At 41.9% G+C, this 23,028-nt stretch carries 26 protein-coding genes; 4 read left to right on the top strand and 22 right to left on the bottom strand.

The annotated features are described in order from the left end of the window. Positions 1 to 11: 11 nt before the first annotated feature. The 7 genes from RE476_RS01900 to dph5 form a co-directional block, all read right to left on the bottom strand. The gene (locus RE476_RS01900) at positions 12 to 1,958 is read right to left on the bottom strand and encodes a type II secretion system F family protein (RefSeq protein WP_309308664.1); all 1,947 of its coding nucleotides are present in this window, start codon (positions 1,956 to 1,958) and stop codon (positions 12 to 14) included. Between the two features lie 8 nt (positions 1,959 to 1,966). Further along, positions 1,967 to 3,658, bottom strand: coding sequence for a type II/IV secretion system ATPase subunit (locus RE476_RS01895; RefSeq protein ID WP_309308662.1), 1,692 nt, complete (start codon positions 3,656 to 3,658; stop codon positions 1,967 to 1,969). Positions 3,659 to 3,791: 133 nt separating this feature from the next. Then, positions 3,792 to 4,691, bottom strand: a complete 900-nt coding sequence (locus RE476_RS01890; RefSeq protein ID WP_309309543.1) for a carbohydrate kinase family protein — start codon at positions 4,689 to 4,691, stop codon at positions 3,792 to 3,794. A gap of 13 nt (positions 4,692 to 4,704) precedes the next feature. Beyond that, positions 4,705 to 5,046 (bottom strand): DUF555 domain-containing protein, encoded by a 342-nt coding sequence (locus RE476_RS01885; RefSeq protein WP_309308660.1) that lies wholly within the window; start codon positions 5,044 to 5,046, stop codon positions 4,705 to 4,707. Positions 5,047 to 5,094: 48 nt separating this feature from the next. Next, on the bottom strand, positions 5,095 to 5,376 hold the full coding sequence (locus RE476_RS01880; protein ID WP_309308658.1) for a DUF357 domain-containing protein: 282 nt from the start codon (positions 5,374 to 5,376) through the stop codon (positions 5,095 to 5,097). A 31-nt stretch (positions 5,377 to 5,407) separates the two neighbouring features. Then, complete coding sequence (locus RE476_RS01875) at positions 5,408 to 7,165, bottom strand: ATP-binding protein (protein WP_309308656.1); 1,758 nt, start codon at positions 7,163 to 7,165, stop codon at positions 5,408 to 5,410. Positions 7,166 to 7,227: 62 nt separating this feature from the next. Continuing rightward, positions 7,228 to 8,031 carry a diphthine synthase gene (gene dph5, locus RE476_RS01870; RefSeq protein ID WP_309308654.1) on the bottom strand — a complete coding sequence of 268 codons (804 nt, stop codon included), beginning with the start codon at positions 8,029 to 8,031 and terminating at the stop codon, positions 7,228 to 7,230. Between the two features lie 164 nt (positions 8,032 to 8,195). Between dph5 and thsA the strand changes: the two genes are divergently transcribed. Next, positions 8,196 to 9,815, top strand: coding sequence for a thermosome subunit alpha (thsA, locus tag RE476_RS01865; RefSeq protein WP_309308652.1), 1,620 nt, complete (start codon positions 8,196 to 8,198; stop codon positions 9,813 to 9,815). Between the two features lie 405 nt (positions 9,816 to 10,220). On the opposite strand, the gene RE476_RS01860 is transcribed toward thsA, so the two are convergent. Continuing rightward, complete coding sequence (locus RE476_RS01860; protein ID WP_309308650.1) at positions 10,221 to 10,826, bottom strand: DUF2119 domain-containing protein; 606 nt, start codon at positions 10,824 to 10,826, stop codon at positions 10,221 to 10,223. Positions 10,827 to 10,840: 14 nt separating this feature from the next. Beyond that, positions 10,841 to 11,524 carry an SAM-dependent methyltransferase gene (locus RE476_RS01855; protein WP_309308648.1) on the bottom strand — a complete coding sequence of 228 codons (684 nt, stop codon included), beginning with the start codon at positions 11,522 to 11,524 and terminating at the stop codon, positions 10,841 to 10,843. 105 nt (positions 11,525 to 11,629) lie between these two features. On the opposite strand from RE476_RS01855, the gene RE476_RS01850 reads away from it, so the two are divergent. Both RE476_RS01850 and RE476_RS01845 read left to right on the top strand, forming a co-directional pair. After that, on the top strand, positions 11,630 to 12,550 hold the full coding sequence (locus tag RE476_RS01850; RefSeq protein WP_309308646.1) for a bile acid:sodium symporter family protein: 921 nt from the start codon (positions 11,630 to 11,632) through the stop codon (positions 12,548 to 12,550). A gap of 35 nt (positions 12,551 to 12,585) precedes the next feature. Continuing rightward, the gene (locus RE476_RS01845; RefSeq protein WP_309308644.1) at positions 12,586 to 13,257 is read left to right on the top strand and encodes an HAD family hydrolase; all 672 of its coding nucleotides are present in this window, start codon (positions 12,586 to 12,588) and stop codon (positions 13,255 to 13,257) included. On the opposite strand, the gene RE476_RS01840 is transcribed toward RE476_RS01845, so the two are convergent. From RE476_RS01840 to RE476_RS01795, 10 genes are all read right to left on the bottom strand, one after another. Next, positions 13,242 to 14,330, bottom strand: coding sequence for an NADH:flavin oxidoreductase (locus RE476_RS01840; RefSeq protein WP_309308642.1), 1,089 nt, complete (start codon positions 14,328 to 14,330; stop codon positions 13,242 to 13,244). The genes RE476_RS01845 and RE476_RS01840 overlap by 16 nt on opposite strands. Before the next feature lie 42 nt (positions 14,331 to 14,372). Beyond that, positions 14,373 to 15,083, bottom strand: coding sequence for a cytochrome c biogenesis protein (locus RE476_RS01835; protein ID WP_309308640.1), 711 nt, complete (start codon positions 15,081 to 15,083; stop codon positions 14,373 to 14,375). Between the two features lie 101 nt (positions 15,084 to 15,184). Next, complete coding sequence (locus tag RE476_RS01830) at positions 15,185 to 15,859, bottom strand: heme exporter protein CcmB (RefSeq protein ID WP_309308638.1); 675 nt, start codon at positions 15,857 to 15,859, stop codon at positions 15,185 to 15,187. A gap of 15 nt (positions 15,860 to 15,874) precedes the next feature. After that, positions 15,875 to 16,621, bottom strand: coding sequence for an ABC transporter ATP-binding protein (locus tag RE476_RS01825; protein ID WP_309308636.1), 747 nt, complete (start codon positions 16,619 to 16,621; stop codon positions 15,875 to 15,877). Between the two features lie 84 nt (positions 16,622 to 16,705). Beyond that, entirely contained in the window at positions 16,706 to 17,389 is a 684-nt protein-coding gene (locus tag RE476_RS01820) for a molybdopterin-dependent oxidoreductase (RefSeq protein WP_309308634.1), read from the bottom strand. Between the two features lie 17 nt (positions 17,390 to 17,406). Then, entirely contained in the window at positions 17,407 to 17,703 is a 297-nt protein-coding gene (locus RE476_RS01815) for a hypothetical protein (RefSeq protein WP_309308632.1), read from the bottom strand. Between the two features lie 223 nt (positions 17,704 to 17,926). Further along, positions 17,927 to 18,265, bottom strand: coding sequence for a hypothetical protein (locus RE476_RS01810; RefSeq protein ID WP_309308630.1), 339 nt, complete (start codon positions 18,263 to 18,265; stop codon positions 17,927 to 17,929). A gap of 136 nt (positions 18,266 to 18,401) precedes the next feature. Continuing rightward, a complete protein-coding gene (locus tag RE476_RS01805; protein ID WP_309308628.1) occupies positions 18,402 to 19,448 on the bottom strand; it encodes a metal-dependent hydrolase in 1,047 nt (348 codons plus the stop codon). 88 nt (positions 19,449 to 19,536) lie between these two features. After that, positions 19,537 to 19,965: a hypothetical protein gene (locus RE476_RS01800; protein ID WP_309308626.1), complete on the bottom strand. Its 429-nt coding sequence runs from the start codon at positions 19,963 to 19,965 to the stop codon at positions 19,537 to 19,539. 143 nt (positions 19,966 to 20,108) lie between these two features. After that, complete coding sequence (locus RE476_RS01795) at positions 20,109 to 20,918, bottom strand: FTR1 family iron permease (RefSeq protein WP_309308624.1); 810 nt, start codon at positions 20,916 to 20,918, stop codon at positions 20,109 to 20,111. A 181-nt stretch (positions 20,919 to 21,099) separates the two neighbouring features. Here RE476_RS01795 and RE476_RS01790 point away from each other — a divergent pair, with 181 nt between their 5' ends. Further along, complete coding sequence (locus RE476_RS01790) at positions 21,100 to 21,699, top strand: class I SAM-dependent methyltransferase (protein WP_309308622.1); 600 nt, start codon at positions 21,100 to 21,102, stop codon at positions 21,697 to 21,699. Here the strand turns inward: RE476_RS01790 and RE476_RS01785 are convergent. The 3 genes from RE476_RS01785 to RE476_RS01775 form a co-directional block, all read right to left on the bottom strand. Next, positions 21,689 to 21,994: an ArsR/SmtB family transcription factor gene (locus RE476_RS01785; RefSeq protein WP_309308620.1), complete on the bottom strand. Its 306-nt coding sequence runs from the start codon at positions 21,992 to 21,994 to the stop codon at positions 21,689 to 21,691. The genes RE476_RS01790 and RE476_RS01785 overlap by 11 nt on opposite strands. A 55-nt stretch (positions 21,995 to 22,049) precedes the next feature. After that, entirely contained in the window at positions 22,050 to 22,262 is a 213-nt protein-coding gene (locus RE476_RS01780) for a hypothetical protein (protein WP_309308618.1), read from the bottom strand. A 109-nt stretch (positions 22,263 to 22,371) separates the two neighbouring features. Continuing rightward, on the bottom strand, positions 22,372 to 22,878 hold the full coding sequence (locus RE476_RS01775; protein ID WP_309308616.1) for a PepSY domain-containing protein: 507 nt from the start codon (positions 22,876 to 22,878) through the stop codon (positions 22,372 to 22,374). Between the last annotated feature and the right edge of the window lie 150 nt (positions 22,879 to 23,028).

The raw sequence follows: 23,028 nt of genomic DNA, 5'->3' as shown, positions 1-23,028 counted from the left end.
TCATCCCACCCTCATATCAAAAATACGAACACAAGATAAGCTATAGACATCATCATTATAGAATGCTTCAAACCTGCATGAATATTTCCACTGCCCATTTTTCCTGCAACAAGTCCTGAGCCGAAACCCTGTATCATAGCCGCATGGAAGAATAACAATGTGTACCTTTCAAGATCAAAATCAACTATGAAAGCAACGCCTTCAAGTCCACCTGCTGTGGATGCAGGCATTGCCGGAAGGAAATAAGCTGCAAGAATGTAAACAATGAACAAAAACACCATGAATGATATGTAGATTATAAAGACATAAACGAACATCTCTGCATTACGCTCTTTCTTAAGCTGTCTCTGCATATCCGCATCATTCGCAGCTATTGTCAGCACACTTTTGATATCACTTGTAGCTTCGTTTGCCTTGATTATAAGATTGATTATACGCCTTGTCATATCAGTACGAATCCTGAATTCGAATTTCTGCAATGCATCATCCAGCTTTGTTCCCCAGGATATGTCACTAACAAGACGTTTTACCTCTGAATGCAGGACACCAATCTTCAATTGCATGCTCATGACGATAGCATCCACAAGCAGAATGCCAGCCTCATTGATACTTGCAAGATTGTAAAGAAAATCAGGAATCGTTGATTCTATCTGCTTTATACGATAAGTACGCAGTTCATCGAATATAATAAAAGGTACCAGCAATATGAGCAAGGCAATAAAGATATGATCATCAATAATAATCATTGTCAGAGTATTAAAATTGGTAAAATAGACAATGTTTGCAATATTTACGTAATTATTTACCTTGAAAAAGAAATAAGCTACTGCCAATGGAATAGTGATGAGTAATACATATGAAGGTTTACTTGTAAAAAGGCTGAAAGGATGCAGGACCTTGTCCATAGCCTTGATGAAACGGGAGTAATATTTGATACGCTTCCTCTTTTGCTCTTCAGTCACATCCCCTTCTTTTATGGGCACATATGGGAAGCTATTCAGCTTTTTCTCCATCACGTAAAAATCAGGTATTTTAGGATTATCATTGGTCAACGAATTGAGAAGTACCAGAAAGATAACTGTTCCTATCGGAATCACTACATATACTATAAATTCAAGCATACTGGCTGCGCTGGAATTCATAAGTCCCAGAACTACAAGAATAGTTATGAGAAAAAGCGGACCTGCGACAAAAGCAGAAATGTATACTTCTGCCAGTACTCCCAGAGTTTCAAAGAAGATCTTCTGTTCCTTAGTAGCTGTCAGACGATACTGATCACTCTTTGCCTTAAGATAAGAACTAACATCCCCACCACTTGTAACAATAGATGTAAGTCCATCCAGAAAATCCTTGAACTTCTTGGAAGGAGTTCTCTGTCCTGCCCTGTCAATTGCTTTTAAGAGGTCAGTACCATAGTACTCCATATCTTTGACCAGAAATCCTATTTCTTCTGCAGATGCACCATAGATGTGATAGTTCTCGGCCAGTGATTTCATGATATCAAGAAGATTCAGCCCGCCTCCCCGACTCATTGCATACAGGTATGCCGTACTGTGAGGAAGTGATTGGTTTATACGGGTGCTTCTGACATTTGCCTGTATTTCAGGTAGTGACATAAATATGTAATAGGTAAGGTATGCAGCTATTATAAAAAAAACAGCACCCAGTCCGAAACTTACCAACACATGAAAGTTAGTTGTGATCCAGAAAGGGAAGTTTTCAATCCCCAACATATAAGGCCTTATATCAGCTAAAAAGTAATATCCGATCAATATTCCTGTTAAACCGGCTAAAAAGGCCATCAAAACAGAAAAGAAGTATACCTGGGCAATATATTGCTCAATTAGGACCCCCATACCTGCTTTACGTATCATGGACCTCTGCCCTTCATATCGGTGAATATGCTTTCGTACATATTTACCAAATATAAGGTGTGCAGCAGAATCAATGATATTCATTAAGGCACCTACACGCTCTGTTCTATCAATTCATCCAGAGTATCATTTTCAATTGCATCAAGGACATTTTCCGGATTTGCATCATATGCCTGTACAACCAGGGATATGCGGACATAGTCCCTCATTTCTTTCTCGCAGAGGTATTTCAGAATACGTTCTCTTCTGTCCAACTCTTCTGACAACTTTTTTCGGTCCCAGCCCCTTGAAGTCATGACCTTGTTAAGAGTATATGAATCACCATTGCGAATGAAAGTATCTGTTAGAGGGTCCCATCTGTATAGCTCATTGATGCGTATGTATCCCGTCTTGGTATCTATCCCGGTAAACTCTACAAGACTCTGCGTTCTGCGCACCCTCTTATTATTCACAAAGGTCTGGATCTGCACGCTCAGTATATCCAATGATTGAAGCATGACATGTGGCACATTAAGAGGAGGACTATCAAGCCTGTTGACCACAGTCTGCACATCACCTGCATGCATCGTTGAATAGGTTGCATGACCGGTAGATATGGCCTGGAAAAGAGTCAGTGCCTCTTCACCCCTTATTTCCCCTACAAGTATATACTCTGGCCTCTGTCGCAGGGCTGATCGCAGCAAATCATACATGGAAACTTCGCCAGCACTGTTAATATTCAGCGGTTTACGCGTGACACCTGCAATCCAGTTATCATGATGGAGTGTCACTTCCCTTGTATCCTCTATAGATACGACCTTAGATAGTGGAGGGATAAAGAGAGATACAGCATTCAGAAGAGAGGTTTTTCCAGAGGCTGTGCCTCCTGCAAATATGGCACAATCACCGTTTTCGATGGCAAGCCAGAAATAAGCCATCATTTCAATGTTACAGGTTTTGTAGTTAATGAGGTCTATAGGAGTAATCGGGTCGCCCCTGAACTTCCTGATTGTAAATGAACTTCCCCGGGTGGTTATTTCTTTACCGAGTGTTGCCTGTAATCGGGAACCATCCGGGAGGGTCGCATCGACCATTGGTTCACTTACGGAAATATGTTTGCCACCCTTTTGACAGAGTTTTATCACAAGAGAATTGATCTCCTCTTCACTAAAGGAAACATTTGTTTTGATGTTACGATACTTATTATGATACATAAAAATAGGTACGCTTATTCCATCGCAGGAAATATCTTCTATATAGGGATCAAGCATTAGAGAATTTATACGATCGTGTCCCAGGAAATTCCGCTTCAGGTAGTAGATGATGCGGAAGGCAGATGCCAGTTCCAGATGCGCATGGTACCTGTTGAAAAGTGATAATGCCTGTTCCATAAGCACTGTTTCTTTATCTCTTGTGGAATTTACCCCGCCAACACTCAGGATATCCTGCAGATCATCATAGACCCTCTCAAGAATATCTTTTTCATACAATGTCAGCATCGGTTCAGCAACATGATAAAGATATACATTTCCTTTTACAAGGATCGAAATGAAAGAATACGGCTCATTTACCCAATATCTTTCAACTTCTTCGAATCCTACCGGAATTTCAAACTCGACAAGTGGCCCATGTAACTCAGGATCATAATCCGGAAATTTCTTACGCGGGTATCTTAACTGGTGAAGTCCAGATTTGATATTGTCTAAAAAGATAGATATTTTACCAGGTTTTTCTGTATCTGCTCCGAGTACAATATCAGAGCTGATTTTATCTATATCTTCTATACCATATTCCGGACCTATCATCGATTATTATATAACTACATCTATATAAAAACCCTTTGTTTTTTTGTTATTATAATTATATAATGCAGAGAAGAGACTCTGAGCCTAAAATAAAATCAAAATTAAAAAAATAAAAAGTTAAAATATCCTGAAATCAGTTACTTTCAGGAAACTTTCCGAAATTATCTTCATATCTAGCTTTCATGATATCCCACGTAGGAAGATCAGTCTGGCAACCAATATTCTGGACAGCAAAAGAAGCAACTGTTGATCCTATCTTTCCACAGGCTTCCAGTGAATAGTTGCGTGTGTATGCAAGCAGGAATCCTGCCCTGTAAGCATCACCTGCGCCGGTGGGGTCGAGAGCTTTTACGGGAACTACCGGAATAGTCATCTCTTTTCCACTATTGTATATCTTACTACCACTGGAATCATAGGTCACAACCACAGTCTCGATCATACTGAGAATTTCTTCAAATGATTTCCCAGTCATATCACAGACACGCTGTATCTCGTGCTTGTTTGTAAAAAGGATGTTAGTATTGCCAAGAATACTTTCAAGATTTTCTTTTGAATACGTAACCAGATCCTGTCCAGGATCAAAGGAAACAAAGCTGGCTTTTTTGGCTATCTTTGCATTATATGCGGAATCAGAAGTTGCAAGATGTACAAAATCAACTTCATGAGGGTCTAATTCCTTGAGCTTTACAGATGCACCCCAGTGAAAATATGTACTCTGGTGGTGGTCCCTGTCGGTGAACACAAAAGCCCGGGTGCTCTTCTCATCAGGGAATCTGTATAACAGGGATAGGTCAACACCGTGCTTTTCAAGTTCAGCCTCATAGCCTGATGATGCAAAATCCCCGCCAACTGCCGAGATCAACTGGGCATTACCACCAAGGATAGCAATGGCAATGGCAATATTGGCAGCTCCGCCCCCATAATACTGATCATAATTGATTATGGGGTGCGATTCATTGTGAACCGCGATATTCTCAACATCAAAGAGCAGGTCTATGGCAGCATGTCCTACAACAGTGATCGTCCTGTCCATGTCCGATACGCCCTTACTCGAATTCCCCGACATCCACTACATCAAGAGGAACATCTCTCAATGCTTTTCCAATTACTGATTTTGCAATTCTTGCGGCATGCTCAGGGCTTTCTGCATCAAACACTTTCATTTCAAGAACAAGACCGACAATTGCGGTGTTTGCAGCTACAAATACACTGCTGAAAGGTTCTTCACAGGCCGGGCAGAATGTCGTTCCGACGTCTACTTCAACGTAGTCAAGTTTAGGATTGAGGCGCTTTCCAGCCTCTGAAATTGCAACGCCTATTGCGTCATCCGTTGATTTTACATCTCTTACCAACCAGGCAGCTTCAAGTGTAACATGATAATTTGACATTAGATATCTCCAGTTTATACTTCATTTCTTCTTCAAATAAAATGACCTTCATATAGTAAATAACACATCGTCATCAACATCAAAAAGGCCCATCCTTGCCCCTGCATCAAGCCACGCGTGCCCATAACTGAAACAAACAAGCGCATTGACAGGATCATCACACTCAACAAAGTGAAGACCATCCTTGTAGTATGAACTTGCCATGTTATGATAGTCGCTGGCAGCTTTATACATGTGGGATTGAGGTATCGGGGCAAATTTCGCCTTTTCAAGTGCTTCCCTTAATAGTCGTTCATATCTCTTAACTTTTTCATTCAGGTCAGCAGCCATATTCACTTGCCTCAACGGTGCTCATGGTTAATTACCTGTTCGCCCCAAACAACTTTTTGAACAACTTTCCTCCTCCTTCAGCTCCATTCTCAGCCCTCGGTGCTCTTGAAGGCTGCCTCTTCGGAGGAGGAGTGATACCAGAAGCCGTTTCAGGTATATCTACAACCGGTATATTGATTATCATATCTGATTCAGGTTCGCTCACTGATGGATGAAGCTCTGGCATCGGTCTGCGAACAGGAGCAGGTCTCGATGTTTCGTGATTCTCAACAATCATCGCAGATGGAGGTGGAGGTGTGACCGTTCTTGCGGCCTTGAGCACGTTTACAGACTCACCGCCGTGTTTTGATTTCCTTATCCTGATATCCACAAGCACCGGCCTTTCTATCTCGTTGCTTACCAGCATGGCGACTCCCGGTGGCAGACGCATGAGTTCTTCTTCTACATAGGATGTAACGCCTTCCAGACCCTTGCTTATCGCCTTGAGATCATTAGGATTTGTGACTTTCATGATGACCTGAGTGCCGCACTGTGAAAGTACGTTCTTGTCTATCCTTGCAGGTCTCTGGGAAATGACCATCATACCAAGACCGAATTTTCTTCCCTCGGACGCTATGGTCCTGAGAATATCAGTACTTGTAGTCTTACTGAACCCTTTTTCGGGTGCATAGTTGTGGGCTTCCTCTACAACAAGCATTCCCGGAGGAATATGATTCAGCTTGCGTGCCTCAAAGAGGCTGGTACACAAACTCGCCACAATCATACTCTGCAGGTCAGGTGTAACTCCCTTAAAGTCAATAACAGATGCTTTTCCTTTCTGGAACAGCTCCTCTATGGACGTTGGATTAGGCGATAGTATGCCTGTATCCCTTATTTGCTCAAGTACACTTATAACATTCCACTTGGCCTTGCTCTTATCATTGCCCACTTCGAATATCAGGTCTTCAATGGTATACGTTTCCATTTCAGCACGCACTTTCTGTATAGCCTCATAGAGTATCCCGGTATGCGTGGTCGAGAAATTATCAGGGAAGATCGATGTAAGGTCCTTGACCGTAAGGTTCATCCCGTTCAGCCTGAAAAGCTCATCTGCATCAGGATTCAATGATTTGCTTGCAGGTGTGTATACCGTTATCTTGGAACCATACCCTTTGGGAACCACACCAAAGCGTGAAAAATCCTCTTCATTCCCTTCTCCGGGAACTTTTAAGGAAGAGTATTCGCTGTGCGGGTCTATAATAAGAAGCGGAATATTCTGATCAAGTAGTTCTTCAAGCAAAACCGAGGCAGTGTAGGATTTACCGCTACCGGTCTTTGCCAGTATACTGCAGTGTTTCTGCACAAGACTATTAACACTAAGCTGCACCTTGATATTCGTGCCTTCAAGCAGACCGATATCCATCTCGTTACCCGTGAGTCCAAGCACAGCTCTTGTCAATCCTTCATCGGATGCAAATATTGGACTGCCAGGACTGAAGGGTATGACAGGTGACCTGAGCATACCGTTTTCGTCCCTTGAACCTATTATCATGATCTCGGCAACTATCTTGTCATCACTTTTGTCCGCGCGTTGCCCTTTCATTGCCTCTTCAATGGAAAATGAATCACTGGACCTTTTAATGGCCATTACCTGACCAAGCACCCAGGTGTGATCTTTCTCATTGGAAGAAGCGTCATGCCAGACCTTAATGTATGCGCCCCTGTACACTTTTGAGCTGTCAAGAACCATTACTTTGAACTCAAAGGTTCCTGTTTCTCCAAAAATTACGCCTACTGAACCTCTTACCATTTTTCATCCCTCAAATTCATGGTCTTTGCTTTTATGTTTATTATGTAATATTATATCTTCCCTTAGTCATCAAGTTCATCCAGTATTTCCTGCGGTGCGCCCAGGAGTTTGACCAAAGCCTCTGCTTCTATGAAATGCAGGGATGCAGGAACTACAAGTATGTGCAGTGGGTCACCAAAGTCTGCCTCCCTCAAATAATGTGCATACCCGGCCTTTACAACAGGTTCATCAGAGCCTGCCCGGGCGATACCGACAACGATGGCATTTTCCATAACGCCTTCCCCGCGTCTCTCTTCTATCTCAAGGAGCAGACTGAGTGCCTGATTAACGGTCATGTAACCCTTGTCCTTGTCTATATCCAGGAAGACCAGAGTATGCATATTGTGTTCCTTGTTGAGTTTAATAGTATCGTAAGGTGTTTCGGAGATTATGGTTTTCCCACGGATACTTGTGTATGGATGAGGTATGGTGGAAGCTTTTCCGAAGCGATAGTTCTGCAGTCCTGAAAGTCCGCAAATGGCTGAAGCAATTGAAGAACCATGTATGAGCTTTGTCCCAATGCCCAGGTTCTTTGCACGAAGCCGCAGGTCAACGTGGGTTGTGGAAACCATAGTATCCCCGCCAGTAAGGAAGACTACATTCTTTTCCTTTGCTTCGGCAAGCCATTCCGGAGATATTTCCACATCTTCCCTGGAAAGTATGTGAACTGTCTTGCCATAGAGCTTTTCAAGTTCTTCTATAGTACTACCCATTAATCGGGATGTGTAGAATTCGGCAAATACCATATCAGCATTTTTTATAGCTTCAAGTCCTTTGAGGGAGATATCTTTCTCATCAAAAAGGCCAAGTCCTATGAAAGTGAGCATAGTCCGCACATATGTCTTTATGGCTTAAATGCTTTGAGAATGATAACAGAGTGATACAAAGCGAAGATTAGACTCGTAATGTTTTTATAGAACCACATACAGTTAGTTTCACTCATATATTATACTGACAAATTACATTACTATACTATTGGAGGTTCAAAGTCATGGCAGGATATGGAAATCAACCCTTAATCATCGTTGATCCAAGCAAACAGCGCACTACAGGAAAAGATGCATTGTCAATGAATATTGCTTCTGCAAAAGCAGTTGCAAGTATTGTGAAAACCACTCTTGGTCCAAAAGGTATGGACAAGATGCTTGTTAACATCATGGGTGACATAACACTTACTAACGATGGTGCAACGATCCTTGATGAAATGGATATCGAGCATCCTACTGCAAAGATGATAGTAGAGATTGCAAAAACTCAGGAGAAGATGGCAGGTGACGGAACAACCAGCGCTGTGGTCATGGCGGGCGCCCTGCTTGACAAGGCACAGAAACTCATTGAGACTGGTGTCCACCCTACGGTTCTCGTAAAAGGTTACGCAATGGCAACCGAGAAGGCCCTGAGTGTCCTCAATGATTACGCTATAACAGTGGATAAAAATGACAATGAAATGCTTGAGAAGATAGCAAACACTTCCATCACAGGAAAAGCATCAGAGATGGCAGGCGACCACCTTGCAAAGATCTGTGTAGATGCTATCTACGCTATCGAATACGAAGGCCAGGTCAACGTTGATGATGACATTGTCATAGCAAAGGAAGTAGGCGGCACAATCCATGATACTAAGCTCATAAACGGCATATCAATCAGGAAAGAAGCACTACACAACGAAATGCCACGCCGCATTGAAAATGCAAAGATAGCCCTTATTGATGCTGAGATCACATTTTCCCAGACAAGCACAAACTCCAAGCTCCAGGTTGACAGTGCTGACCAGTTAGCTAGTTTCAAAGAGCAGGAAAAGGCAAACTTCAGAGTGATGATCCAGAAGATCATTGACACCGGAGCAAATGCAGTATTCTGTTCTAAGAAAATGGATGATTACGCACTTCATTTCTTTAAGGAAGCAAACATGTACGCTACAAGGCGTGTAAAGGATGAGGACATGAATGTTCTTTCACACTCTACCGGTGCAGCCCTTATAAGGAATATCAATGAAATTACATCTGATGACCTTGGATTTGCTGAACTTATAGAACAGGAAGATGAGCATGAGGAGAAGACCTACATTAAGGGATTCAAAGATGCAAGGACCATGACCATTCTCATAAAGGGCGGTTCTGAACATGTCACTGACAATATAGAACGTGTTTTCGATGATGCATTGCATGTCGTAAAAGCAGTCTATGAAGATGGAAAGATCGTACCAGGTGGCGGTGCATCCGAGATAGAAGTTGCTCAGGCTCTGAGGAACTATGCATCATCTATTGAAGGCCGTGAACAACTCGCAATAATTGCGTTCGCAGAAGCTATTGAAGAACTTCCAAGAGTTATTGCCGAGAACTGTGGTTTTGATGTCATTGACACTCTTATCAACCTGCGTGCAAAACACAACACTGTAAAGAATGCAGGTCTCGATATTGATACCGGTGATGTTGTAGATATGCTCGAAAGAGGAATTGTAGACCCACTTAGAGTAAAAACACAGGCCATTAAATCAGCCTCAGAATCAGCAATATTAGTTCTGCGTGTCGATGACATGCTTCGTGCAAGAGAACAGTCAATGATGGATGTAGCTCCTGAGCACAACCCTCATAATTACGATATGGCATAAATGATGTAAAGAGGGTAAAACCTCTTTTCATTCAAACTTTTTTTTAAATTCTTTTCTAATTAAGCCGCCCCGCTAGGGATTGACTTTGCACATCTTGCTTCGTCCATTGAGCAGGAAACTAAAATAAAATTTTAAATAGATATGATTAATCATGATAGATTAGCGCAATGTATATATACTATCAATCTGTAGTATATCATGATAAATCATGACAGAACACTACTACAACAACAATATCAATTTCACAAAATTTGCCACGACTCTGACCACACTTACCGTTGCAATCATTGCATACTATACCCTTCTCAGCTAGTATGCCTAATATTAATTTTTATTATTAGGCACACTGGCACCTTTTTTCCTCCAATCTTTTTCTATTTATTAGTGTTATCTTTCATAGCTAATTTATAAAGTTGGAGTATCATCATTCGATAAGCCATAAAAATTCCTGTAGTCCTCAATAGCCTTTTTTGCCTGTTTAGGATATCTTTTAAGCATGCACTTGAGAAAATCTTCTTTAGATACGAATTCCTTCATCTGGTCTATGATCTTCGCAGCATATTGCTTGGAAAGCGCATTCTCTTTTTGTATCTCAAAGGTCAGGCAGAGTGCATCCTGTGGAAAATACTTCCTGCGAATATATGGTGCAACAGAACCCAGAAGCACATCATGATCAAGCCTGCTGAATGCCGGAACACCTATGCGATCTAGTCTTTCAGGTTCTGTCAGCTTGATGAGGTTTTCCGCAGAATAAGAATGAATTTCTATATAAATATCCGGCCTGAGTTCTTCCACTGCCTCTATTATAGGGGTGCCGATATCTGTAAAATAATTATCATCAAGTGTGGAGATATAGTTCCCCTTGTTCACAAGTGGAATAATTGCAAGGGTACCTTTCTGAGGTGCTTCTATGCCCTCAAGTATGTCAGACGTATCCTTCCATTCCTCGCCATGCAGGCCTGCTACAAACAACCTGACGGGCTTTCCCTCTCCGAGTATCCTATATGACATACGAATCTTAATTTTTAGAATTGCTGATTGGAATCATCCGATACAACTTTTTGTGCAATGATATATATCTCCTGCTTTTCCGATTCAAGAACATTAAGGATTGTCAGACCCATTGATTCAACCTTCGCGAGTATAGGTTTGCGATTCTCTTGTTTCTCAATCTTGATTACCTGAAGTAATTTCCCATTATCCCGCAGTAGTGGTAAAACTCTCTGAAGAGCAGAAAGAGAAGCCATAGGCTCAACGGTCATATCGCTGAGTATCACATCAACCTGTTCCGGGGACATTTCCTTTAATGGTATCTGGAAGACATCACCAAACATGAAAGATACATTTTCTTTCTCATGAGCTATCTTTCCAAGTTCTGCTTTAAAGTCCCTGCTGTACTCCACACCCCTGACAGAAGAAGCGATCTCAGATGCCATCAGCATGAATCCACCAGCGCTTGATCCGAGGTCAAGGACCCTGTCATTTTCGGCAATTATGCCGGTAGCATCCTGTATGTTCTTGAGTTTGAAGTAGCCACGGGGCATATCAAGTCCCTCCTCTACATCAACCTCAGCATCCCCACTGACATCTTTAGAAGGCTTTTTGACAATGGTACCGCTAACCTTGACATTACCATTAAGTATGGCTGTCTTTGCCCTTCCCCTAGATTTAAAATAACCCATTTCAACAAGGTATGCATCCAGTCTCATGATTCAACTAATAAGGAACTGTACTATTTATATTATAACTTCCAAACTATATGGAATAGTTGTGAACATCACATACATCACGTAAGTCGATTTCAGGACAAGATCATGATAAGAAAATTCACCTCCCTGTTCCCACTCTGGGCAATCATTTTCTCGATCATAGCCTTCGCTTATCCTGCTGCCTTTTCCCCTTATAAGGATGCAATTACCCCGCTACTTGGAGTTGTGATGTTTGGCATGGGAATCACCCTTTCAGCAAATGATTTCCTGCTTGTCCTCAAAAGACCGGGTGTGATAGTCCTTGGAACTGCAATGCAGTACATATTGATGCCACTTATTGCCTTCATCCTGTCATATATTCTCAACCTTCCCGTTGAGATCATGGCAGGAATGGTACTGTTGGGTTCCTGCCCAGGAGGGACAGCTTCAAACGTCATCTGCTATCTTGCAAAAGGAGATGTAGCCCTTTCGATCACACTTACATCTGTTTCCACATTGCTGGCTTTCATCCTGACCCCTGCACTCACATGGCTATATATCGGACAGGCAGTGCCTGTGGAAATCGGCAGCATGATGATAAGCATTGTAAAGATAGTTCTCGTACCGGTAGCACTTGGAATAATCATAAACACACTTTTCGACACTCATATCGAAAGATTCAGGCACGCATTTCCGGCATTATCCGTAGCTACTATCGTTCTCATCATTGCCATAATCATTGCACTGAACAAGGATAACATCCTCATTGCCGGAAAAATGGTGATAGTAGCAGTCATCCTCCACAACGGATTCGGATTTGCCAGTGGATATCTCATTTCAAAAACACTGGGACTTGATGAAAAGGATGCAAGGACCCTGGCAATCGAAGTAGGAATGCAGAATTCCGGATTGAGTGTGGCTCTTGCTGTAAAGTATTTCTCACCTCTGGCCGCGCTGCCTGGTGCTTTGTTCAGCATATGGCACAACATCATGGGCTCTGCTCTGGCTGCATACTGGTCATCCAATGAAGACAAAACAGGTTTATAGAATGCTGACTGATGCTTCCACCTAACGGTGATGATTTGTTAAAGGCAGTAATATTCGATATGGATGGCGTTCTTGTTGATTCGATGTCATATCATGCAGAAGCGGTCCAGCACATCTTTGATGAGATAGGCGTGGAAATGGATAAACAGGACATCTTCGAAAGAGAAGGTGAAAGGACCGTGGACATCGTTGCATTCCTGCTTGAAAAAGGTACGGGAGATGCATCAAATTATGACATCCCGGATATTGTTGAGAGATATATTGCCGAGTTCAACAGGATAGTAGAACTTAAGGTCTTTGACGGAATGCAGGAATGCCTGAGCAACCTGAAGCAGAGATTCGACCTGGCTGTTGTATCGGGCTCTGACAGGCCGATAGTCTACGACATAGTACAATCCCAATATCCCGGAATATTCAGGGAGATTGTCACAGCTGACGATGTGCAGCATGGAAAACCTGAGCCAGACCCATATCTAAAGGCTATGGAAATGCTTGGCATCTCAAGTCATGAGGCCATAGTGATAGAGAATGCACCCATGGGGGTGGAGTCTGCAAAAAAGGCAGGTTTGTACTGTGTAGCAATACCAACATACCTTGATCCGAAAAAATTCCATCAGGCAGACATGATTATTGAAGACCACATCCACCTGGTTGAGTTCCTCAGGAAACTTGAACCCTCGTATAACTGTCTTCAATCAAAATTATAATTGCACTTTATTCCACTCTCATCGGAACACAGGTTGCACGATACACATTTTACAATCTCTGTTTCACCATTCCTTATTTTCGGAACAAGGTCAGGTTCGCATATTAGCGGTCTGCAAAGGGAAATCATATCAGCATACTCTTCAGCAAGCATCTTTTCCATAACAGCTTTAGAACGTATGCCACCCACCAGTATGATTGGCACGTTCACGGCTTCTTTTATCATCCAGGAATATTCCCTGTAATATGCTTCATCATCCGCGTCATTGATCTTTGTTCTGAACATCTGCTGTCCTGCTTCAACAATGCCACCGCTGACCTCTATTGCACATACCCCATTTGCAGCAAGTATCTTTGCTATCTCAACGCATTCAGGGGCATCAAGGACATTCTTCGTGCCCTTCGGGAAACCATCGGTAGCATTCAGCTTGACAAGTATAGGGAAGTCATCCCCGATCATCTCATGTATCCTTTCGATGATATCTACAATGACCTGTGTCCTCTTCTCAGTAGAACCACCCCACCTGTCCTTGCGCCTGTTGGTATAGGGAGAAATGAAATTGCTGAGCAAAAAACCATGGGCACAGTGAAGCTGCACACCATCAAAACCTGCTTCCTTTGCTCTTCTTGCAGCATTGGCAAAGTCCTCTATCGTCTCAAGAACTTCCTCTTCAGTCATTTCCTCAGGAGTGACACCGTTCCTTTTATTTGTCACAGCAGAAGGAGCAAGCATAATGGGATTCTCAGCACTCAGCATTGTTTGCCTGCCGCCGTGTACGATTTGAATAACGATCTTGCTTCCATGTTCATGGACCCTGGAAACCATCTTCCTATAAGGTTCTACGAACTTATCGTCATAGATCCCCTGCTGTAGGCGGTCACTTTTACCTTTAGGGTTGACGTATGCATACCCTGTGATAATGAGTCCCACGTCATTGCGTGCAAGCTCTTCATAAAGGTCACCTAACCTGTCAGTCGGCGTGCCATCAGGCTCTGCCATCCACTCATGGGTGGCTGAGCGCACAAAACGGTTTGGAACTTCCATATTTCCAAGTCTTATAGGTTCAAACAACATGCAGGAATAATGATATCAGTGGCTTATATGTTTTTCTTATCCTCATGCAGAATTATACTTTGCTTCTTCTATCTCTTCCTTCAAGGCTTCGTTGTTTACCCTGTAAATAAGCATTGATGCAAATAGCAGTGCAAAGGCCAGCATATTGATCATAAGCGTCAGCTGAAGTGAACTACCTTCAAGCCCTCCACCACTGCCTCCATAGGAAGAGCCACCGAACATCAGAGGATGGGCTGAACGCCACAAACGTATTGAAAAGAAACTAAGTGGAACGGACATGAAGCCGACAATTCCGAAAACAGCCGCAAGACGTGCTCTCTTCTCCGGCTCCTCAAGTGCCTGCCGAAGCATCAGGTAAGCAAGATAAACAAGGAAGAGTGCAAGAGAAGTCGTGAGCCGAGGCTCCCATACCCAGTACCATCCCCATGTGGCTTTTGCCCATATAGACCCTGTCACAAGTACGAGGAAAGCAAATACAACCCCTACTTCAGCAGCAGAGTGAGCAACGATATCCCATTTTCTGTTGTTCCCCTTAAGCTGCATTATGCTTGCAATGAAGACCACTGTGAATGCCAGATAAGATACTATTGCGATTGGCAGATGAAAATAGAAGATATTGAAACTGCTGTCAAGTACCTCACCTGCATTTCCCTTCATAGGAGGCAGGTAAAAAAAGACCATCCACATGGCAATTAGCATAACAGGGACTGTAATAGCTGAAATTATTATCTCTTTTTTCCTGTCAATAAGCATGCTGATTCCTCTGCCTAATTAAAGCTCCTGGTTTAAATCTTTTTCATACATCCCGCGGTTCCAGCCACCAGTCTCCAATTCCCATTCCCAATCTGACATTTTCAGTCCATGATAGTATATTCAAAGACAAGTTGTCCGATTATGAAGAATATCATATCATAGACCAGAAGCAATCGCAGTTCCGAAAGTATATTTCCAATGTTGCCATCCACGAGTATCTTTCCGGTTGCCATAACCGCCGGAATTATGACAGGGATGATAAGCGGAAGCAAAAGTACCGGAAGCATGATCTCCCTTGTTCTTGTGCTTGCTGAAAGTGCCGAGAGCAATGTTCCCACACTCATGAACCCGACGGTTCCGAGGAAAATTACGATTGCAAGTCCGATAATCCCGGTTATGTTGTAATTGAAAAGTACAATGAAGATGGGGATTGTAAGAATCTCAACAGTGAACATCAGTACTGCACCTGATATTGTCTTTCCTGTGTAGATAGAACCCCTGTCAATTGGTGAGAGTTTCAATCCTTCAAGACATCCGTTCTCAATCTCTCCTGCAAAGGAACGGGATAATCCCAGAGTTCCTGCAAAAGTGAAAGCTATCCATAACACACCCGGGGCAAGTTTTGCAACCATGTCGGGCTGGCTGAGCAAATCCCCGAATGAGATGCTGAATATAACAATGACTATTAATGAAAATATAAGCATGGAATTGAGCATCTGCTTTGTGCGAAACTCCGCTTTCAGGTCCTTTGCTGCAATGTAGAGGCTTTTTATCATTGATATCACACCACCCTACAAATTGCTCAGACCCTCTGCATCCGTATCCTTCGCCATAATAGAAAGATACTTTTCCTTCAAATTCTCAACAGTGCCAATGTCCTTTTTGGATCTATCGAAGCGTATCTCTCCCCTGTCCATTATGAGCATGCGGTCACATAGCTCAAAAGCCCGCTCAATGTTATGTGTTATCATTATCCGGGTCATACCGGAGTTACCAGTATTCATGAGGACACGTTCAAAATTTTCAGCCGCATGCTGGTCAAGTCCTGTATAGGGTTCATCCATCAGCAAAATTGAAGGATGATGCAACATGGCTCTTGCAATGGAAAGTCTCTGTTTCATTCCTCTTGAGAACGAAGCAGTCCTGTCATCGGCACGCTGAAAGAGGTCGACACTTTTCAGTATATCTTCCACCCTTTCATCAATTTCGTTCTTTCCAATACCGTACATGCGTGAGAAAAAAACCAGGTTCTCCCTTGCAGTAAGCTCATCATAGAGGTACGTCTCATGGGAGATGGCACCTATCATACCTCTTATTTTAGAAGGATCTTTTTTGCTTTCAATGCTATTGATAAGCACAGTTCCCCTGGTTGGCTCGATTATGGTGGACATTACCTTAAGAAGAGTGGTCTTCCCGGCTCCATTGGGACCAAAAATCGCAACGAACTCACCTTTTCCTATTTCAAGGTTTATATTGTTCAGCGCCCTCCTGTGGCCAAAAATTTTTGAAAGACCATTTATTGATATGATACTGTCCATTGGAGCTATATTTACGGCTTATATAGATTAACGTTTTGTCCAAAACTGACCTTTGAAAAGAGAACGAAAAAGATGATTAAAGTATTATCTCTCAAAAGCAGGTCCGTCAACATCCGCATTATTGCTGTAACCCACGCTTTCCCAATATCCTTTGTAAGGTTCATCAGTGACCTCTATTGAGGTTATCCACTTGGCCCATTTGTAACCATATTTTACTTCTGCGACAAGCTGAAGAGGAAAGCCCCTGTCTGCAGGCAGTGTTACATCATTGAGCTCATAGGCCAGCATGATGTCGTTCTCCACAAGGTAATCAAGCTCAAGTGCTGTGGAATAGCCATCGGCAGAATAGAATATGACAGTAGTTGCGTTACTGTTGATACTTGTTTCATTGAATATTGTATTCAGGCTTACACCTGTCCATTTCCCATCAAAACCCCAGCCTTCCACACAATCCAGACGCACGAACCTTGTTACCGAAGGGTAGGCAAGAATCTGTTCATAACTCAGGTTAACAGGATTACCAACCAACCCATGGACATAAAGTTCGTAAGTGTCCTGATCGATGTACTGGGTACCCTGAATAGCGTTATTACGCTGCTCTGAGATAGGTGTGAGTTTATTTCCCTCAAATACAGTTGCTTCTCCGGAAGTATTGGTTTCTTCCTGCAAGTCTTCCACACAGCCAGATGTAAGCACCAATAAGAAAAAAATGCAAATGAATGCAATAACTGTAATAACTGCAATCCTGTCCTGCTTTCTATTGAGCATATGACAAAACCTGCCTATCAGATATTGGCCAGGAGGTCAAGTCCTTTGTCGCTCAGGTAATATTTATCTTCATTTATGTCCAGGAAATCCCCATTGATGAGGAATTCAGTGTGGTATTTGAATACTTTCTCATCTAGTTCTGTTTTTTCGAGAAGCTCAGCTTTTGTGGCTCCGAAAGCACCGATTTCTTTTATAAGTTGTCTTCTTACCGGATGTGAAGCTGCTTTGTGTATTACCTCATGCTCGGCTTTTACACGTTCCCTTTCAGAAGGTCTTGCAGTTATAAGTTCATCCAGTTCATCATCATCCAACATTGTCCAACTCCTCCTTAAAATGTGTATGAGAGTACAATGTTAAAAGTATTGTGCCAAGATGGAACGGCTGATAAAAAGATAAAAATTGATTAAAAACAACATCAAATATTACATTCTGTAAAGGAAATATAAATGCTGGCGTGTTGAAAGCAAATATGTTGTTAATGCAAGAGGATGCATTGATCTGAGGGGATCGTTTGTGCCAGCATTCATATTAATGTGATTAAGCCACCGCTTTATCTAAATCAGAAACATGTCTGATCTTTATTTCAGATGTCAGATGTGACTCTTTTGCTACTAAACCCGGGTCTGCAGGCAGGAATGTAAGCCTTCCATACTGATACCTCATTGGAGAACCAATAGCCTTGTAATATTCATTCTTCAGGCTCTGTATTGCAGCTACCACGGTTTCATTATCGTACTTAGAATTACCAAGATTTGCAAATGCTACCCCCACCAACACATTGTTTGCGTGCAGGGCAAGATGCAGATGCCATGTATTCTTGTTAACAAATTCATGGATCTTAATATCCATAATCAAATTGCTCTCATTTTCCCTCAAAACCACAATCTCCTTGTAATTGACTGCACATGACAATAATTATGAACCCGTATATAAGGAGTTTGTAGGTATTTTTAGGAAGATGTACAGGAATAAAATTAACGTGTACTTAATACGGAACTTCATGTCCATAGAATTACTCGAACAAGTTCATAGGTACCGGTTTACCATACTGACCATTTCTTTTAATGTAGACCTGGTAATTTCCAGTATCCTCATCGAAAACAAATACGTAATCTGTTTTAAAATAAGCCCAGTATTGTGCAAGGGGATTCCTTGCATCACTAAGAGTTACTGTTACATTATTTCCATAAGTGGAAACGTCATATACAGGATAATCGATCTCCCCAGGAAGACTGTTCCCGTATAATATTTCAGCTTTTGAGAGGTATTCTATGAATTCACCCTCATTGTTAGGATACTTCCGGACAAATGCAGCATTTTCTATTCCTGACCAGTAGCTTGATGTGAATATTCTGTAATATGAGTCATTGTAGGAATAGGCAGAAAGGAATTTACCCGGAGATATTGGATAAGAACCCTGATAACCTATGTTATGACCTTCTGTTTCCTCAATATGGTCTATGAGCAAAGCTTTTGCAACAGGATTCAACAGGCACCAGATAGTGAATACTATAAGGAGGTTCCTGTAAAATATTTCATGCTTTCCTTTTGAAAGCCCTGATAACCAGTTATTCCCATCTTTGAGATATCCGTTCTTTTTTGCATGTTCTGCTAAAATGTAAACAATGGGTATAAAAGAAATAATCGTAACAACCGGATCAAAGAAATCAATGGCCCCTATTGTTGAGGAATCCGTCACGAACGGGAAGAAAGGTCGCATCTTCCAGCTGGTAACATAATCCAGATATATATGGCTGAATATAGCTGCACCGGAAGCAAGTGTCAAAATCCCGTTCTTTTCTTTGAACCAGATATATAGTGTTACAAGAGATGCAAAAAGAATTGAATGCATGAACTCACGGTGACCAAAGAAGTAATACAGACTGTTGTAAGCCCGATGACTCAGATCCTGGTCAATTGCAAGCAACAGTGCATTCAATATGAAATCAAGGTCTGGAAGAATTGCCATGAAGGCAACTATCTTGATCTGCCTGCTGTTCAGTCCTGCAACTGATGCTATCAAAAGCCCGATTCCCAGATGGGACAGGGTATTTACCATCCCTACATCCTCACTTCATTAAAGAGGATGCTACCATTCTTATTATATTTTTGCAGGATGCCAAATATCACTAAGTTTAAGTTAATTCTCAGTACTTTCCAAAAGCCTTTGCGATAAACCTGTGAAAACCATGCATACTTGCACCACTACCCAGATACATCATAGGACATCTGCCGGTGATTATGTTCAGGCCAGGTTCGTATTCAAGATGATTTACATCACATGTGTCGGTCTTCCAGTGCACCCAGAACTCACTGATACCTCTTTCAGCCAGTTTTTCGATGACTCTGGCAGGTTCCTTTTTTGTGATACCCATCACAACATTCCTCACACTATCCGGCACAGATGAGATGTCCTGAATAGAGCCTTCCATCGGCTTGTCGGAGTAGTCAAGCACAGTAAGTGCTTTTCCTCTTTTTTTGAGTTCATCTATTGCCCATTTTATGGCAGGTTTTGTACCATCTGTTACAACCAGGAAATTATCTCTTTCCCAGAATTCTTCCTGTTTTAAGACCATGCTATCCTTCCTTTTATGCTTCCTGTTGGAAAGTAATATCTTATTCTATAAGATATTTTTTAAAAAGAACAGGGAGGTAAATAGGGATTATTGATAGCAGTTATTGTGAATAGGAATAAAAGAGTATAAAATATAAAATAAGTTTAGGCAGGAGATGCTGCCTGAACTGTTTTGCGCGGAATACTTAGACCGATTCCCGCTACAATGTAATACCCTGCATATGAGATCACCTCAAGTAGTGAAGGATTGCCGTTGTAACCGAACAGTGATTTCATCACCGAACCTGCAACTCCTTTTTCATCAAGGATATGGTTTATGTCCCATACATGCTCCACAACTATTGGGATGATACCGCCTTCCTGAAGTTCATGTACTCCATGTGCAGTCAGACCGGCTGCAAAGAGTATCAGGAATATACTGGTTACCCTGAAGAACTTGTGTATATCTGTGTGGGAAGAGTACCTGAACACTGCATAGGCAACGACCAGTGACACCGCAATTCCAAGTATTCCACCGTAAAGCACAGAAGTGTTGTCCGTATTCATTGCTGCAGCCCCCAGGAACAATACAGTTTCAATGCCTTCCCTGAATACTGAGATGAATACAAGGGCAAGAATCCCGTACTTCTTATTGCTGTCTACTTTTTGAATGATCGATGAACTTACATTCTTGCTTTCCCTTGACATCCAGATAATCATTGAAGTAAGGATGACAGCAGCAAAAAGCATCACAATGCCTTCAAATATTTCCTCATTACGCCCTTCGAATTGTATGGCAAGGATATTGAATGCTACAGCTGCTATAATACTGGCAATGATACCAAGTCCTGCACCTGTGAATACGTGATGTTTGAGTTGTTCTCTCTTCGTCTGGGTGAGGTAGGCAAGTATAATTCCCACGATCAGGAATGCTTCCAGACCTTCACGAAATGTTATCATAAAGCTTGTAAACATAATTTAGGCTCCGTTTTGAATATTAGGATAGGCTACACTAAGTAGCCCATGCATATAAACGTATGTATAGTGACATAAAATATCCTCAATCACAAATACTGAACCTCTAAGACCAGAATATACAATGATACCCGGAAAATGACCCAAAGACTGTTTTAACAAGGACATCAAAGAGAATTATATGTCAATTATTTCTAAATACAACCGCATATCCTATATCTTTGACATTATGGAAATTCCTATGGAACATATGCGGTTCAGCAAATGGAGAAAAGACATTTTATCAGAATTATCAGGCAGTGTTCTGGATGTAGGCATAGGAACCGGAAAGAACATACCCTATTACCCGAATGAGTGCGATGTTGTTGGAATCGATATCAGTGATAAAATGCTTTCGCATGCAAAGAAAAAAGCCAGCGAAAGAAATAATGTATCCCTTTTCCAGATGGATGCTGAAAGACTTGGATTTAAGGATGATACTTTTGACTACGTAGTTACAACTTTTGTGTTGTGCTCTATCCCAAACCCTGTTTTCGCACTTGAAGAGATGAAACGGGTTTGCAAACCAGATGGTATTATCATCAACCTCGAGCACATGAAAAGTGAAAAAGGGATTATTGCTTTTATCGAGGATCTTTTCAATCCCATAACAGCAGCATTAACTGGAGTGAACATAAACCGTGAGACGGTCGGGAATGTTAAAAAAGCAGGCCTTAATGTTATCAATGTAAAAAATATGGCCCTATGGGATGTTTTCAGGCTGATCCGGTCTAAGCCTTGATTCCTTCAAATATTACATTCAGGTCATCAATTCCCAGCTCTACATCGAACTCTTTCAGCCTGAAGAATTTTTTTGCCCGGTTATCATTATCTTCAAGCCTCAGGTCACTTTCGACAAATCCCGCATTCTCCAGCCTTTTAAGGTGCAACTGGACAACCTGACGGGAAAGATTAAGATCCTTGGCCAGATCATATATGTATCTCTCTCTTTCTGAAAGCAGATACAGGAGTTTTAATCTAACCGGATGGGAAATAGCTTCTCCGATACTTATTATCTGTTGAAGTGTCTTTGTCATCTAAGAGCCTGCTGTTTTTAGTTCTGTTTTTCATTTTCAAGTTTTAACGTCTGAATTAGATCTCATCGAGTTTTTCTTTGATATCCTCTACCATCTTTTTGATATCTTCCACATCCTTCTCAACCCTTGCCAGACGTTCATTGTCTCCAGAGCTTCCGGAACCGGACCTATTAAGAAGTGTGACTGTTACCCAGACTATAGCCAGAATAAGCAATATGTTCAAAAGAAGACCCCATATTCCATAACCATACATGCTGCTGCCCATCATTTTTCTATTCACCCTTAAAAATTATATTTTTAATAAAGAGTATATAGGAGGGGATGTATTATTACTTTTCGACCTCCCCTATTTGATTGTCAGTTTTTGTTGGTATGGATCAATACCTATAAGCTCCGCCACATCCACCATATCCGCCATAGCCGCTTCCGCGCATGCCACGTCCGCCCTGATAATACTGACCCTGGCTCTGGTATGTGGAACCTGCATAGAAGTCATCTATTACTTCACCGGTGTATGCATCAATGCGTCCCTGCTTGACAGTGTCATCATCGTCTGTGTATGTGAAGACCCACCATCTGCCCATCTGATAGACATTTGATTCAGAGATTGTCTGTCCGGTTGTGTCTTCTGCGATATCTATTGCCTCATCGACGGTTTCTACCTCAAGCTCAACTGTTGCTGCATCAGATGCATATGCTCCGTAAACAGGGCAGTTAGCATATCCATATCCAGTGGCATATCTCATACCATGTCCTGCCCAGCCGTACATCTGACCGAAGAATGTAGAATCATCGGTTTCATCGACTGCTGCACTTACTATACCTATCCCCGCAATGGCTGCAATGAGCATACCAGCAAGGAGTATTGACGTTGTTTTCTTCATTTTTTACACCTTCATGCATTACAGGAATTTTGCATCCTGCATATGTAGTCTTGACACTCCATATGTATGTATGATGAGTATTTAAAGATTATGTTGAACTTCTGATTTTGACTGCTTTTTCGCAGTAGTGAAAAATGCCTTTAACAGATT

The organism is Methanolobus mangrovi (assembly GCF_031312535.1).
Taxonomy (GTDB): domain Archaea; phylum Halobacteriota; class Methanosarcinia; order Methanosarcinales; family Methanosarcinaceae; genus Methanolobus; species Methanolobus mangrovi.
This window is presented reverse-complemented; position numbering and strand designations above follow the sequence as displayed.

Bases quoted from the DNA above. Each gene is read 5' to 3' on its own strand.
- RE476_RS01790 (WP_309308622.1), top strand. From the start codon at position 21,100: ATGTCAATTATTTCTAAATACAACCGCATATCCTATATCTTTGACATT.
- RE476_RS01780 (WP_309308618.1), bottom strand. From the start codon at position 22,262: ATGATGGGCAGCAGCATGTATGGTTATGGAATATGGGGTCTTCTTTTG.
- RE476_RS01880 (WP_309308658.1), bottom strand. From the start codon at position 5,376: ATGGCTGCTGACCTGAATGAAAAAGTTAAGAGATATGAACGACTATTA.
- RE476_RS01805 (WP_309308628.1), bottom strand. From the start codon at position 19,448: ATGGTAAATACCCTGTCCCATCTGGGAATCGGGCTTTTGATAGCATCA.
- thsA (WP_309308652.1), top strand. From the start codon at position 8,196: ATGGCAGGATATGGAAATCAACCCTTAATCATCGTTGATCCAAGCAAA.
- RE476_RS01775 (WP_309308616.1), bottom strand. From the start codon at position 22,878: ATGAAGAAAACAACGTCAATACTCCTTGCTGGTATGCTCATTGCAGCC.
- RE476_RS01800 (WP_309308626.1), bottom strand. From the start codon at position 19,965: ATGGTCTTAAAACAGGAAGAATTCTGGGAAAGAGATAATTTCCTGGTT.
- RE476_RS01875 (WP_309308656.1), bottom strand. From the start codon at position 7,165: ATGGTAAGAGGTTCAGTAGGCGTAATTTTTGGAGAAACAGGAACCTTT.
- RE476_RS01855 (WP_309308648.1), bottom strand. From the start codon at position 11,524: ATGAGACTGGATGCATACCTTGTTGAAATGGGTTATTTTAAATCTAGG.
- RE476_RS01830 (WP_309308638.1), bottom strand. From the start codon at position 15,859: ATGATAAAAAGCCTCTACATTGCAGCAAAGGACCTGAAAGCGGAGTTT.
- RE476_RS01900 (WP_309308664.1), bottom strand. From the start codon at position 1,958: ATGAATATCATTGATTCTGCTGCACACCTTATATTTGGTAAATATGTA.
- RE476_RS01860 (WP_309308650.1), bottom strand. From the start codon at position 10,826: ATGTCATATAGGATACTCGGAGAGGGAAAGCCCGTCAGGTTGTTTGTA.
- RE476_RS01820 (WP_309308634.1), bottom strand. From the start codon at position 17,389: ATGCTCAATAGAAAGCAGGACAGGATTGCAGTTATTACAGTTATTGCA.
- RE476_RS01815 (WP_309308632.1), bottom strand. From the start codon at position 17,703: ATGTTGGATGATGATGAACTGGATGAACTTATAACTGCAAGACCTTCT.
- RE476_RS01890 (WP_309309543.1), bottom strand. From the start codon at position 4,691: ATGGACAGGACGATCACTGTTGTAGGACATGCTGCCATAGACCTGCTC.
- RE476_RS01785 (WP_309308620.1), bottom strand. From the start codon at position 21,994: ATGACAAAGACACTTCAACAGATAATAAGTATCGGAGAAGCTATTTCC.
- RE476_RS01895 (WP_309308662.1), bottom strand. From the start codon at position 3,658: ATGATAGGTCCGGAATATGGTATAGAAGATATAGATAAAATCAGCTCT.
- RE476_RS01825 (WP_309308636.1), bottom strand. From the start codon at position 16,621: ATGGACAGTATCATATCAATAAATGGTCTTTCAAAAATTTTTGGCCAC.
- RE476_RS01795 (WP_309308624.1), bottom strand. From the start codon at position 20,918: ATGTTTACAAGCTTTATGATAACATTTCGTGAAGGTCTGGAAGCATTC.
- RE476_RS01885 (WP_309308660.1), bottom strand. From the start codon at position 5,046: ATGTCAAATTATCATGTTACACTTGAAGCTGCCTGGTTGGTAAGAGAT.
- RE476_RS01840 (WP_309308642.1), bottom strand. From the start codon at position 14,330: ATGTTGTTTGAACCTATAAGACTTGGAAATATGGAAGTTCCAAACCGT.
- RE476_RS01850 (WP_309308646.1), top strand. From the start codon at position 11,630: ATGATAAGAAAATTCACCTCCCTGTTCCCACTCTGGGCAATCATTTTC.
- RE476_RS01835 (WP_309308640.1), bottom strand. From the start codon at position 15,083: ATGCTTATTGACAGGAAAAAAGAGATAATAATTTCAGCTATTACAGTC.
- dph5 (WP_309308654.1), bottom strand. From the start codon at position 8,031: ATGCTCACTTTCATAGGACTTGGCCTTTTTGATGAGAAAGATATCTCC.